Annotated in this window: 13 protein-coding genes; 3 read left to right on the top strand and 10 right to left on the bottom strand. The window is 68.1% G+C overall.

Features of this window, described 5'->3' with window-relative positions:
- Window positions 1-67 precede the first annotated feature (67 nt).
- Complete coding sequence (locus EV652_RS31690; RefSeq protein WP_158441308.1) at window positions 68-2662, top strand: winged helix-turn-helix domain-containing protein; 2595 nt, start codon at window positions 68-70, stop codon at window positions 2660-2662.
- Here the strand turns inward: EV652_RS31690 and EV652_RS31685 are convergent.
- From EV652_RS31685 to EV652_RS31645, 9 genes are all read right to left on the bottom strand, one after another.
- The gene (locus tag EV652_RS31685) at window positions 2659-3156 is read right to left on the bottom strand and encodes a DUF7144 family membrane protein (protein WP_132212955.1); all 498 of its coding nucleotides are present in this window, start codon (window positions 3154-3156) and stop codon (window positions 2659-2661) included. The genes EV652_RS31690 and EV652_RS31685 overlap by 4 nt on opposite strands.
- A 10-nt stretch (window positions 3157-3166) precedes the next feature.
- Window positions 3167-3652: an RDD family protein gene (locus EV652_RS31680; RefSeq protein WP_132212954.1), complete on the bottom strand. Its 486-nt coding sequence runs from the start codon at window positions 3650-3652 to the stop codon at window positions 3167-3169.
- Window positions 3649-4272: a hypothetical protein gene (locus EV652_RS31675; protein WP_132212953.1), complete on the bottom strand. Its 624-nt coding sequence runs from the start codon at window positions 4270-4272 to the stop codon at window positions 3649-3651. The genes EV652_RS31680 and EV652_RS31675 overlap by 4 nt, the downstream gene beginning before the upstream one ends.
- 4 nt (window positions 4273-4276) lie before the next feature.
- The gene (locus tag EV652_RS31670) at window positions 4277-5071 is read right to left on the bottom strand and encodes a YhjD/YihY/BrkB family envelope integrity protein (RefSeq protein ID WP_255512652.1); all 795 of its coding nucleotides are present in this window, start codon (window positions 5069-5071) and stop codon (window positions 4277-4279) included.
- Between the two features lie 77 nt (window positions 5072-5148).
- Complete coding sequence (locus EV652_RS31665; RefSeq protein ID WP_132212951.1) at window positions 5149-6258, bottom strand: hypothetical protein; 1110 nt, start codon at window positions 6256-6258, stop codon at window positions 5149-5151.
- A 1-nt stretch (window position 6259) separates the two neighbouring features.
- Window positions 6260-7855 carry a phospholipase D family protein gene (locus EV652_RS31660; RefSeq protein WP_132212950.1) on the bottom strand — a complete coding sequence of 532 codons (1596 nt, stop codon included), beginning with the start codon at window positions 7853-7855 and terminating at the stop codon, window positions 6260-6262.
- Window position 7856: 1 nt separating this feature from the next.
- Entirely contained in the window at window positions 7857-9884 is a 2028-nt protein-coding gene (locus tag EV652_RS31655) for an alkaline phosphatase family protein (RefSeq protein WP_132212949.1), read from the bottom strand.
- A 13-nt stretch (window positions 9885-9897) separates the two neighbouring features.
- On the bottom strand, window positions 9898-10308 hold the full coding sequence (locus tag EV652_RS31650; RefSeq protein WP_132212948.1) for a DUF7144 family membrane protein: 411 nt from the start codon (window positions 10306-10308) through the stop codon (window positions 9898-9900).
- A gap of 118 nt (window positions 10309-10426) precedes the next feature.
- Window positions 10427-10945, bottom strand: coding sequence for a hypothetical protein (locus EV652_RS31645; RefSeq protein WP_132212947.1), 519 nt, complete (start codon window positions 10943-10945; stop codon window positions 10427-10429).
- A 227-nt stretch (window positions 10946-11172) separates the two neighbouring features.
- On the opposite strand from EV652_RS31645, the gene EV652_RS31640 reads away from it, so the two are divergent.
- Complete coding sequence (locus tag EV652_RS31640) at window positions 11173-12330, top strand: AI-2E family transporter (RefSeq protein ID WP_132212946.1); 1158 nt, start codon at window positions 11173-11175, stop codon at window positions 12328-12330.
- A gap of 11 nt (window positions 12331-12341) precedes the next feature.
- Window positions 12342-12947 (top strand): hypothetical protein, encoded by a 606-nt coding sequence (locus EV652_RS31635; RefSeq protein ID WP_132212945.1) that lies wholly within the window; start codon window positions 12342-12344, stop codon window positions 12945-12947.
- On the opposite strand, the gene EV652_RS31630 is transcribed toward EV652_RS31635, so the two are convergent.
- Window positions 12901-13317 (bottom strand): DUF7144 family membrane protein, encoded by a 417-nt coding sequence (locus EV652_RS31630; protein ID WP_132212944.1) that lies wholly within the window; start codon window positions 13315-13317, stop codon window positions 12901-12903. The genes EV652_RS31635 and EV652_RS31630 overlap by 47 nt on opposite strands.
- Window positions 13318-13408 lie beyond the last annotated feature (91 nt).

The raw sequence follows: 13408 nt of genomic DNA, 5'->3' as shown, positions 1-13408 counted from the left end.
CACGTCGGCATCCAGCATGTCCGCGGGCCGCACCGGAACGGTGCTGCGGCGCCGTCTTCTGGATCTCGTGAGCGCAGGAGTACAGCGACCGCTGACCCTCGTCAGTGCGCCCGCGGGCTTCGGTAAGACGATGCTTCTGGCCTCGTGGGAAGCTCTGTTCACCGGGCCTGGAACGGTCCGGCACATCGCGCTGGATGTCACCAGCGAACAGCCCGAAGCCGTGCTGCGATCCGTCCTCGACGGCCTGCAGCGGCGCGGGTCGATCCTCGCTGATGAACCTGTGCTGCTCACGCGGGCAGACCAGCCCGGGCAACCGGACCCTGTCCGCGACAGCGCCGTCGAGCAGGAAGCGTTGGTACTCGTGGTGGACTGCGGTGACCTCACTGTCACAGCAGAGCTTGCGCACAGTCTCGACGACCTCATCCGCGGTAGCGCCGGAAGGGTGCGGATTGTCCTGCTGACGCGCTCGGACCCCCTTCTCCCGCTGCACCGCTACCGGTTGGACGGCACGGTGACCGAGATTCGTGCCGCCGATCTGGCCTTCACCACTGAGGAGGCCACTGCACTGATGCGGCGCCAGCAGCTCACTTTGACGCCGAAGGAGATAGCGGAGCTCCGGGCGCGGACCGATGGCTGGCCTGCCGGCCTCATGTTCGCGGCGATGAGCCTGTCGGGAAAGACGGACACTGAGCAGGCGATCAAGGAATTCCGTGGCGATGCCGGGAACGTCGCGGCGTACCTCATGAGCGAGGTGCTGGACGCGCAGCCACACGCGCTGCGGGAGTTCCTGCTCCGGACCAGCATCGTGGACGAGATCCGGCCCGGGCTGGCCGAGGCGCTGACCAGTCGCCCGTGCGACCTCCGGTCGCTGGAGTTCATGTCCCGCGGGAACGCGTTCGTCCAACCTGTTCCCGGGACCGAAGACACGTACAGCTACCAGTCACTGTTCCGCGAGTTCCTGCGGGCCCAGTTGCTGTTCGAAAGGGCGGCTCTGGTCCCTCAGCTGCATCGCACCGCGGCCGGCTGGTTCGCGCACAACGGCCGGCTGCTGGCCGCGATCCGGCACGCCATTGCCGCACGGCGGTGGGGCGACGCCGCGAGGTACCTGGTGGACGACCTCGACTTCGCGCGACTCCTGGTCGGAGGTGAACGTCGGCTCCTCGAGACGTTGTTCGCCGACCTACCCGACGACCTGGACGGTGTCGAGGCCTCAGTGGTGCGGGCGGCACGGGCGGTCGCCGCTTTCGATGTGGAACTGTGTGCATCCGAACTGGGCAAGGCTCGAACCTGGCTGGATCGCGGCGTCACCCCCCGGACCCACGCGTGTCAGCTGGCGATCACCGTCCTGCAGGCAGTCACCGCGAGTCTCGAGCCGAACGTCGACACAGGGCTGGATGCCGCGCTCGCCGCGGAGGCAGCACTCAGGGCGGCATCGCCGGGATCTGTCAGCGCACATCCTGAGCTCAAGCTGCTCGTTGCCGGCTGCAAGGGCCGGGTCCTGCTGCAGCGAGGCGACTTCCAGGCGGCCTCCGCAGCCTTCGCCGAGGGAGTCGCGCTGGCCGAGGGAGCCGGTCTGCACGAGGCACTGGCTGACTTCCTGGGAATGGCTGCGCTGGTGGAAGCGGTCTGGGGACATCTCCGGCAGGCCGGCGAGATCGCCGCGAAGGCGACCGCCCTGGCGGAATCAGGGGCGCACCTGCATGAGCCGCAGGCAGCGATCGTGGCCCAGGCCTGGGTACGGACCGACCAGGGTGATCTGACGGCAGCCCGGGATCTCATGCATCGGGCCGGGGAAGCCGAACCGACGTACGACGCCCGAGTGCTGGAAACGTCGATGGCTCTGGTCCGGGCGAGACTGCTTCGGGCCGGAGGCGATGTGGACCTTGCCGGTGCAGAGCTGCGGGCGGCCCGCAACGGCCATGGGGCGCACGGTGGCGACTGGCTCGGCCAGGCCCTTGTCGTGGACGAGGCGAAGATTCTCGTGGCCGAGCACCAGCCGGACCAGGCCATCAGCAAGATCGAGCGGTCCGGAGGACGTCACCAGGTCGAGTCGCTGCTGGTTCTGCAGCGAGCCGCGACGGAAACCGGACGGCGCGGTCCCGCGCTCCCGGCCCCGACCGCGAACCGCGCCGTTGCACTCGATACTCAGGTGGACGGCTGGCTTGTCCAGGCGGCCGAAGCCATCCGGACCGGGGACCCCAGCCGCACCCGTGTCTGTCTGGAGCGCGCCCTGAGGCTGGCCGCTCCCGAGCAGCTTCGCCGCCCGTTCTCAGAGGCGCCGCCGTCGGTGCAGAGACTGCTCGGGCCCACTGGTGATCTGATCGGGCGTCACCCGTGGCTGCGCGCGGATGGAAGCTCCGGTGAGCAGTCGAGTCAAGTTCCAGCCGGCCTGATCCGGACCGCCACCTTGACCCGCAAGGAGCACGAGGTGCTCGAGTACCTCGCCGAGTTGCTCACCACCGAGGAGATCGCCAGCACCATGTACGTGTCGGTCAACACGGTCAGGAGTCATGTGCGCAGCGTCCTGCGGAAACTGAGCGCATCGCGACGCAACGATGCCGTCCGACGGGCCTGGGAGCTCGGACTTCTGCCCACCCGCCCGGAGTCCGAGCACGGCCCGACCACGAATGCTCTCCCGCTGCGCGCGGGACCAATCACTTAGTACGGAAAGGCTCCGGCGTCGTCGTGGGTCCGCACCTCGCGACCATGAAAGGTCAGCGCCCAGATCACCAGGATGCCGAAGGCGATCATGATCGTGGACCAGACCGGATAGGCCGCGAGGAACGCGGCGTTCACCAGAATGCTCAGGACGGCGAGGATGATGGCGACGATCCGGGCCCACAGCTGACCGAGGAGGAGACAGAATCCGGCCGCGCAGACGATCGCGCCGACGATCAGCTGCGTCCAGCCCCAGGCGGTGTAGTCGAGGTGGAGGGCCAGCCCGTTCTTGTCGACCAGGTAGTACTCCTCGTTGAGCAGTGCGATCAACCCCTGGAAGGCGTGGAAGAAGCCGAGAACGATCATCACCACGGCGGCGAACATGATCGGGCCGACCCAGCCTCTACGCTCCACCCCGGGCAGACGTACTCCGCTCTCCGTCTGCGGCTGTGGTGCCTGATGCCTTGGCGTCGTGGCGCTCCGGTCGGAGTCCGACATGGTCAACTCCTCATCGTGGTTGTCCGGGGCGCCAGTCGTAGATGACCGACGTACGCAGTACCAGGTCCTGCAGGGAACTGTGCCGACGGCCGCCGGCACACAACAGCAGCCCGATGGGGAAGACGGCGCAGAAGACCGCCCTCGCCAGCGCGACGAGCGGCCGCACCCGCCTTCCGCGGCGGCTGACGACCCGCAGGCCCATGACGCGACAGCCGTAGCTCCGTCCGGTCGTCGACCAGGCGACAGTCAGGTACACGATGAGCACGAGCATCCAGGCCGCCCCGCTCAGCAGCAGCGATGCCTCAGTGAATTGGAAGCCCCGTGGATCGAGCAGGAACAGGAATCCGTTGACACCCACGTAGCCGGCCAGCAGCGCCACCGCCACCACGATCCCGTCGACGGCGCCGGCCGCCAGCCGGGTGACCACACCGGCGTAGCGTCCTTGGTACGGCCGGGCCTCGCGAGGGACGATCGAGATGTGCTCGTCCGCGCTCATCGTGGCGGCGATGTCAATTCGGGTTCAGGTGCGACCGGGGGCACGTCCGGACCCGGCGACTGGGAGGCATCGGTGTCCGCTGCGGCCGGATCGGCCGGCGGCGGTTCTGGAGTCCCCTTCCGACCGAACCGCACCCTCAGCCGGCCCACCGCGCGCCCGACGGCTTCATCACCGGAGATGCCCTGCATGCGCACACCGCGGACGGTGTCGGAGGCAACGGAACCCGTTGACTGGCGGATGAGCTCGGCGAGATCGACCTCGGCGATGACACCCTCGGCCAGTTCGGCCAGATCGATCCGACTCAGCACGGCATTCGTCACCGCGGGAACCAACTTGTCGAGCGCCGCCGACACTTGGCGCTCCACTTCGTTACGTCCTGCGCCACCACGCCGCGCAAGCCCGGCCAGGTAGGTGCCTGCTTGGTACCGCTCCGTCAGCATCGGCGGCCGCAGGACAACGACAACGACGGGGTTGAAGACGCCGCTGACGCGACGCCCGACTCTCCAGGCAGTGGCCGCGGCCAGTAGGGAGGCCCCGACTGCCGCGTCGAGCACGAGGATCGCTTCCCGGCTCGGCGGCGGCGCGTCAGGCGGGTTCACAGACTGCTCCGAAGTACCCACGCCATCATGGTCCGCTCACCTGCCGGGGCGGGGCATCATCCTTGGTGGAGGAAACACCGAGCCAGGAGCGCACCCGCTTGGCGAACCAGCCCTGGCTGCGATCGAACTCCGCGCTGACCACGGTCGCACCGACGATGATGAGGGAAACGCACAGTAGCCAGCCGACGAGCGCCAGCGTGACACCGAACAGGCCGTACCGCTCGCTATAGGTCTCCATCGTCCGTGGCATGTAGATGGTGGACGCGATGCTGAAGGCAGCACCGCAGACACTCGCCAGTAGCCCGCCCGGCACCAGCCGTCGCCAGTAGACCCGCCCGTCGAGCAGCAGCCAGGGAACGCAGGTCCACAGCACCAGACCGGTCAGGATCGACACCGGAATGCTCAATAGCTGGTCCCTCGGCAGCGATCGCAGCAGGGAGCGCGCCAGGTAGAGCAACGCGATCTCCAGGAGCAGGGCGCCCAGGCCCAGGAAGGTGTTCAGCGAGCCACGGACACCATGCACGGGCTCGACCTGCCAGGCTTCCTGGTACATCCGCTGCATCCGGCGGGCGAGCGACACTCCCGAGAAGACCAGGATCACCACGCTCAGGACACCGATGCTCGAGCCACCCACGGGCCGCGCGAACACCTCCGTGACGGCATCGGCCGCGTTGCCGGTGAGCTCGAACCTCCGAATGAGAGCTTGCGAGACGACGTCACGGCGGTCCGCCGGTGCGAGGGTCGAGACCAGCAGCAGCAAGGGAATGAGCGCCGTCAGGGCCTGCGAGGCGATGACCATCGCCCGGTCGACGCCGCGCAGAGCCAGGAAGGAGCCGGCGCACCGGCCCAGGAACGTCCCCTCCAGCCGCTGTGTGATCGCCTTCAGGTCCCGACCCGTCAGTGGTCCACTCCTGTCTGCCCGGAGGCAGCGGCGTCGCGTTTCGCCGCGGCCGCGCGATACTCACTGACCGGGTGGTACCGGTCGTAGAGCATGGTCAAGATGCTGAGCAGGAAGACGAAGAACAACGTATCGGTCAGCTGGAGATCGTCGCCCCGCCGCGACAGCAGCAGATCGGCGACGACGACCAGTACGACGTTGGTCGCGAAGACGACCGCGAACGACAGCACCGCGGACTCCCACGCGTAGCCACGTCTGGCCGACCAGACCCCGATCGCCGAGTTGATCGCCACGAAGACGGCGATCCCGAGGAAGACCTCGAGGTCGCTCGCCTCGACCCCTGGCAACACCTGCCCGTAGATCACGCTGATCAGCCCGATCAGGAAGATCTTCTCCACCGCCGCCAGGTCGAAGACCTTGCGGTGGGCCGCCTGGTACGCGGCCCGCTCGTGCGCTTCGTCGATCTCGGCCGGCAGCGGGTCGGCGCGGAACCGCAACGGCCAGTCGGCCGGCCGCAGCCGGGGGCGGACGACGAACCACACGACCGCGGCGAGCACGAGCAGCAGGACCACCACGAGCGGGAGGAACCACGGGACGTCCCGGATCGTGTCGGTCAGGTCCAGTTGGGCGATGTGGATCCAGTACTCCTGCGGAAGTTTGACGAAGATCCAGATCCCGGCAGCCACCAGCACCCAGAACTTGAGCGCGTAACGCAGCGGATTCCGGCGGCTGCGGATCCCCTCGTAGGCGATGAAGTAGTACTCGAAGGTGTTCGGGAACAACAGCAGCAGGGCCCGCACCCCGGTGAGCTCGAAGGCCACCACACCGACCTGCCGGTAGAAGAACAGGAAGCGGCTGACCTGGACTGCCGAATGGTTGGTCCAGTTGCGCAGGCTGGCCAGATAGGCGATCGACAGGTAGAACACGTCCATCGCCTTGTCGTAGCTCTGGTAGTTCGGCGGATCGAACCCGAACGTCTGGAAGATCGTCTGGTCCACACCGTCGAGCAGCAGGCAGCCGACGATCGCCGGCAACGGGAACAGCGGGATGAGCAGGGGCAGCGCGAATCGCGCCAGAACCACGCTCCAGAACACCACCTCGACGCTCATGTCAGAACTCCCCCCGTCGACGCATCCCGCGCGGCCTGCCATCCGGGTCGTAGACCAGCCGGTACAGCGGCTCGGCCCAGAGCGCCTGCCATCGGGTCACTGCCTGCGGCTCGTGCGGCCGGATCTGGCCAGGTGGCCGCTCGCCCTTCTTGCCGCCGGCGTGCCAGGCTTCCAGGTCTGCGGCGGTTCGCTGCCACAGGTCGAAGCCGGCCGCCGGGTCGAGCGGCGCCAGATCGGGAATCGGCCGGCCAAGGTGCTCGGACCACACGTCGAGCCGCAGGTCCCGAGCAAGCCGACGGCCACCGTCAGCATCAGGCTGCCGGTCGTCGGGAGTCGAGTCCACGACCGCGCAGGTGAGTTCGCTGTCGCTGGTCCAGGACCGGCGGTTGAAGTTGTCCGAGCCGCAGGTGAACCAGACGTCGTCGACGACGCAGATCTTCGCGTGCACGTAGATGGGCGATCCCTCGGAGTTCTCCAGGTTGTAGATCCCGACGCGTCCGGGCTCGGCCCGCCGCAGCATCCGCACCGCGCGCAACTGACCGAAGCGCGCCGGCGGCCCGCTCACGGCACCATCGGAATCCGGGTACCGCGGTACGACGATGATCACTCGGAGCCCGGGCGATCGCTGGAGGGCCTCGAGGATCCCCTGCGCGATCAGCTCGGACCAGAGGTACTGGTCCTCGAGATAGATCAACGACCGGGCCTTCGCGAACGCTTTGTGGTAGGCACGGGCGATGCTCCGCTCCCCCTTGGGGGCGAACGGATAGCCGGGATGCTTGTAGGCATACGTTCGCAGCACCTGGACGGCGTGCGGCCCGGCCGGCGGCGGATCGGGGAACGACTCGGTCAGCGGTTCCGGATGCCGGGGCATCCGGGCGAGTCGTTGCACGAGCATCCGGTACGGCGTCCGCCGGTCCAGCGGATGGCGGTCGTCCCATCGCTCGACGAAGGTCCGCAGCAGGTCGCCGACCACAGGGCCCCGCAACTCCAGCGCGGCGTCGTGCCACGGCGTCCGGTCGCCGTACCGGCGGTCCATCGGCGCCTGCTGTGGATCCCCGCGGTGCTCGCGGTCGTCGCGGCGCTGGTGCGACAGGTCGATCCCCCCGACGTACGCGACGTCCCGCTCCGGTTGGCCCCGATGCCGGATGATGAACAGTTTCTGGTGATGCGAGGACAGCCGTCGGACCCGTTGGTCGAGCAGCACCTCGGCCCCGGCTTCGTTCAGCTCCGTCCCGAGCCGCTGGTTCTCCCGTGAGCTGAACTGCAGGTGGTCCGAGTGCGATCGCCACAGCAGTGCCCGGACCTCGATCCCCGATCGGGCCAGGTCGCACAGCACCTCTCCGATCGTCGGGCCCTCGGGCAACAGCAACTGATCGGCGTCGCCCCGCCAGTCGGTGAAGTAGACGTGGTCGCCGGCCTGCAGCACACACAGTTCCTCGTACAGGCGGCGGAAGTAGGTCACCCCGTGAATCAGCGGCCGGACCAGGTTGCCCTCGACCCAGGAACCGTTCACGTCCCCCATCCGGTCGATGTCGGTGCCGGGGTTCCCGCGCTCCTCCGGACGAAGGAACCATTGCCCAGCACTGTGGTCGGTCATCTCACACCTCCGCCGCGTTCCGGGAGATCCCGCTGCGGTGCCCGAGCTGTTCGAGATAGGCGACGAGGACGTGGTGGAGGTGATCCGCACCGCGGATCGGATGGTCCGGGAGCGACAGGTCGGGCGGGGCGAGCAGCAAGCCCCGTGCCTGCCATCCGCCGAGTCCGCCGTGGGAGCCCACCAGACCTTCGAAAGCGGCGACCTCGCCGCTGTCCTTGTCGACCGCGCTGTTGACGTACAGGTCAGGTGCCTCGGGCATCGACACCGCTCGGAACAGGTCGGCCGAGGCCAGCAGCCCGAACGGCGCCAGCGGGTCATCACCCGTCACCTTCGCATCGGACAGCCGGTGGATACCCGCCGGCCCGACCACCAGCGGCCCGTGCTCGGTGCTCATCACCGCGACGAAGCTGATCCCGTCGTGGTTCACCAGCCCGGGGATGAGAGCCGGCCAGCGAGCGGTGATGTCCTCCATGGTCAGCCTGGTTTCCTCAGCGGCGTACACCAAACCGAGGTTGCCTGACCCGAGGACGACCAGGTCCGAGGCGGCGGTGACGGTGGGAGGTGCGGAGCGGTGCTGCACCCGTTGCGCCGCGCCGTGAGCCGCACGCCCGGTGGTGGTGTCAACGCCTGCCAGGTCGGCGAGGAGGCCGTTCAATCGTCCCCAGCCCTCGACCGACTGCTCGACGGCTTCGACCTCAGCGGCGGTCAGCTGCGAACACAGTCCTGCGAGGTCGATTCCGTACCGATCGGCGAAGATCGCCCCCTGGGACTGGCCGTGGTCGGACAGGATGACGAGTCGGTACGGCCTCGGCGCTGACGCGGCGACCTCCTCCAGGCAGGCCAGCACGTGATCGAGCCGATCCAGCGCGGCCAACGACTCCGGCCGCGAGCCGCCGGCGTGATGGGCCACCTCGTCGTAGTCGACGTAGTCGACGTACACGACCCGGGTCCCACGGATCATCTCCTCCGCCACCAGCGCGGTGTTCAGGTCCCGCAGTAGGACGTTCGTGACCGCGCGCATGCCGGCGAACAGCCAGCCACGGTACCCCCTCGGGCGAACGTCGCGGCGACGTTGCCGCCGGGCCTCGAAGCGCTCGCGGGCGATCTCCGCGAGCGCCCCGAAGAAACTGCCCGCGAACCCGTCCGGCCTGGCGAGGTACCAGGCGACCCGGCGACGGGTATCGGCAGAACCACGCTTCAGCTCCAGCTTACTCATCGTCAGCAGGGACCGCTCCGCGTCACCGCTGAACAGGTTCGAGATACTCACGCCGCCGTCCGCCAACAGGCCGCGGCCGTCGGTGGCACGGCGCTCGATCTCGGCGGCGTCGGCGGCCCGGTTGGCCACCAGCACCCGCCCGAGGGCCCGGTCGTACCACCGGAACGCGGGTACGCCGTCGATACGACCATGCAGGATCCCCAACTGGCTTGCCGGCGTCGTCGGCGGCAGTATCGGGGTCCACTCCACCAGTCGATACCCACCATCACGGATCCAGCGCCCCACGGTGGGCAACGTGGCGGCCAGGAGTTGCCACTGCATGACCGGGAAGGGCACGCCGTCCAGCTGGACGAAGACGACCCCGGGAACCTCGGGATCGTCGACCGGCTGACGATGCTTTCGCGTCCGTCGTACGAGGGCCGCGGTGAAGGCCTCCGACGTGCCGGAGGTGCACAGCCACGCCACGATCGTCGAGGCGGCCGCCGCGATCCAGGCAGCCGCGAGCACGACCCAGAACGAGTTCGCCTCGACTCCTGGGATCAGCAAGAGTGCGAGTGTGAGGACCACTGCCTGTCCGAGCACCGCCAGCAGCAGGACCGCGAGCCATCCCACCGCCGCACTCGCCGCGACCAGCAGCGGGCGCACCAGCGCACCCACCAGCAACGTCGCCGCGGCCGCGGCGAGCAACTGCGAGAACGACGAGAACCGGAAGCCGGGTAACACGGCCGCCGCGAAGGCCAGGGCCAGAGCCGAGGTGACGTACGTGGCAGCGATCCGACCGAGGTCGCCGGTGCGGACCAGTGGCGTGGACACGGCTATCCGGCCGTCAGGTACGGAGCGCGCGCGGCCGCGTGAGCGCCCAGATGACCCACACGTCGAGGGCGATCAGCAGCAGCGCCCAGAACGGTGCGTAGGGAATGAAGAAGAAGTTGTCGATCGCGCTCAGCACCACCAGGAAGACGGCGATCACACCCGCCCAGAGGGCCCGGCTGAACAGACCGATGCCGGTCACGATCAAGGCCAGGCCGAGGACCAGGTGGATCCATCCCCAGGCGGTGATGTCCAGATCGAACGCGTAGCCCCTGACGAGGACGAAGTACTCGTCGTCCAGGATCGCGGCGAAGCCGGCGATCACGTGGAAGGCACCGATCATCAGCAACATCGTGGCGGCGAAGGCGACTCCAGTCATCGCCCAGCCCGAGTCGGCCTGCGGCTCGATACTGTGGTTGCCGGTCATCTGTGTCCCACCCCTCTTGTTCCTCGACGGACGTCGGGTGCCCGTCGACACTAGGTCCGCACAGACCGGCGGCGCGTCACCCCTGGGGGACGACGTCCGGAGCCGGCCGTCGGCGGTGTCAGTGCGTCAGGGCGGCCTTCAACGCGACGATCATCAGGCCCAGGACGAGGTTGATGAAGCCGGTGGCGACCATGCGCCCCCTGGTGGCGCCAGCCCTGGCGGCGACGTACAGTGCCCATCCCATCTGAGATCCCACCGCCACCGCGAGCGCCAGCCACGCGGCCCCGGCGTCCGACAGCCCGAGCAGAACACCGATGCCGACCGCTGCCGCGGGAGGTACGGCGGCCTGCACGATCGGCCAGTCCCGTCTGGCAGCGACGCGGAACTCCGTCAGGGACATGAGCGCATCTGTCGATCGCTCCCCGACCAGATGGGCATACACATGGGACAGCCAGAACACGACCCCGGTCGCGAGCAGTAGCACGATCAGCTCGCGGGGGTCCGGAGGCTCCTTTCCCGGGCCGGTGCCGGCAACGACCGACGCCGCCAGCAGAGACCCGTAGATCGCCCCCGCGTAGTCGGACGGCTGCCGCTCCTGGCGCGCTCTGGCCGCGTCGACACTCGGCCCGTCACTCATCCGACCTCCTTCGCGGGGCCGCTCTACTCGTCACCGAGCATGTCGCTGACTCGGATTCAACAGCAGCCTCTCGTGGAGACGTACCCGCCGCCTCACCCGGACCGGATGACACGATCGCGGGCGACGCGCGGCCGGCAAAGGATCATCCCGGGCGGGTGATGCTGCCCAGTGTGATCTGAGCGATCTTCAAACCCCGGGGGTGAGTCGGGAGAGGGAGGTTTGCGACCATGTCCGCAGGCTCCACCGAGTCCCCTGACGGCCGGCTGCCGGCCGACGACTCGCCTGCCTCCTGGGCGCTTCCGCGCGGAGTTGTCGTCCTGCTCGGGACCGCGGCCGCGGTGCTCACAGCTGCCGGACTGCGCGGCTTCTCCGAGATCGTCGGACCGATCTTTCTCGCGTTGGTCCTGACCATCGCGGTCAGTCCGCTGCGCCGGCTGCTGATCAGGCGCGGCGCTCCCAGGTGGCTCGCCGGGCTGATCGCGCTCGTGGTGGTGATCAGCCTGCTCCTCGGACTCGCGGCGGCACTGGCCCTGGCCGTCGCCCAACTCGCCCACCTGCTCCCTGAATACCAGGACAAGGTCACCGCACTCCTCGACGACGCGCGGGGCTGGCTGGCCGAGCGCGGCATCGGCGAAGAGCAGATCCAGGCCGCCATCCAGGCCTTCGACCTCGGCAAACTGCTCGACCTCCTGCAAAGCTGGCTGAGCGGGCTGCTCGGGATCTTCTCCGACCTCGCCTTCATCGTGGTGCTGTTGTTCTTCATGGGCATCGACGCCACCCGGTTCACCGAGCGGCTGATCGAGGCAGCCCGGATGCGTCCCGGGGTCGCCGGCGCCCTGACCGACTTCGCCCGCGGCACCACCCGCTACCTGATCGTCTCGACCGTCTTCGGGCTGATCGTCGCGATCGTGGACGTCGGCGTGCTCTACCTGCTCGACATCCCGCTCCCCTGGCTGTGGGGGCTGCTCGCCTTCATCACCAACTACATCCCGAACGTCGGATTCGTCATCGGAGTCATCCCGCCCGCACTGCTGGGCCTGCTCGACAGCGGCTGGACGACCCTGCTCTGGGTGGTCATTGCCTACAGCATCATCAACTTCATCATCCAGTCGATCATCCAGCCGAAGGTCGTCGGCGACGCGGTCGGCCTGACCCCGAGCCTCACTTTCATCTCCCTCGTCTTCTGGGCCTGGATCCTCGGCCCACTCGGCGCCGTACTCGCCATCCCGCTCTCGCTTCTGGCCAAGTCCCTGTTGCTGGACGCCGATCCCTCCACCCGCTGGATGGGCGGACTCATCTCGGGCACTCCGGTCCTGGACAAGGCCGCGGACCCCGCCCCGGAAGGGGTTCCGCCTGCCGAAGTTCCTGCTGAGCAGGTCGGATAAAGGAAGTTGCCATGTGGCGCTCAGTGTTGCTGTACGAGTTCCAGGATCAGAACACCCGATCCTTCCGAGGCCTGCCCGGCAGCTTCTCGCCAGGCTCGCTCGCGCTGAATCCATCCGGGGGTGCTGTGCTGATCGCACCGGGCCGGAGTCTCCACTACCTCCTCGACACTCCGCTTCTCGAGGTGATCGGGGTCAGTTGCCGGCTGCGGTTCATGCACCCTGGGCCAGAATTCAGTTCGTCCAAGCGGATCATCGGCCTCGGGGACGGGTTCGACCTGAGGCTCGAACGGTTGACGACCTTCCAGTCCCTGGTCCGGGTCCGGGTTCAAGGGACGACGCACTACCTCGGCCAACTGCCGAATCCCAGTGCGCAGTTCACCGAACTGAGATTCGACTGGCACACCAAGGGCCAGGCCTTCCTGCGCGTGGACGGACGACTCGTCGGCTACCACGATGCTTTGAGTCGCGGTGCCCGTCTCACCATCGCGGACGTCGCCTTCGGATTCCCGGAGTCGGTCCCCGCCGCCCCTGACCCGCCGTATCAGCTGGGCCAGTTCTTCGTCCGCGCGCTCAGTCGCCGCGCGCGCTGGCCGAGACCCGCGTCACGGCCCAGATGAGCCACACGCTGAGCGCGATCACCAGCACCGACCAGAACGGTGCGTAGGGAATGAAGAAGAAGAAGTCGATCGCGATCAGCACGGCGAGGACGATCGCGGCCCTTCCTGCCCACGTCTTACTCATGAAGAGCCCGATCCCGACCGCTACGACAGCAATTCCCAGCACCAGATGGATCCACCCCCACGCGGTGACGTCGAGGTCGAACGCATAGCGTTGGCTGACGATGATGTAACCGTCATCGAAGATTGCTGCGAGGCCGGCGACCACGGAGAACGAACCGATCATGACCATCAGGCTCCCGGCGAACGCGATGGCGCCCACCGCCCAACCCGAGACGTGCTGCTGCTCGTCCGCATCGCTGTAGGTCATCGTGCCCACTCTCCCCGGTCATCCACTCCTACCCGAACGACGATGCCCGCCGATCCCCCGCCCCGCATCGTCCATCCGGGGTGAGATGCCG

It is taken from the genome of Kribbella steppae (assembly GCF_004342025.1).
Taxonomy (GTDB): Bacteria; Actinomycetota; Actinomycetes; order Propionibacteriales; family Kribbellaceae; genus Kribbella; species Kribbella steppae.
Note: the sequence above shows the minus strand (reverse complement) of the source record. Positions and strands in the feature narration are given on the sequence as shown.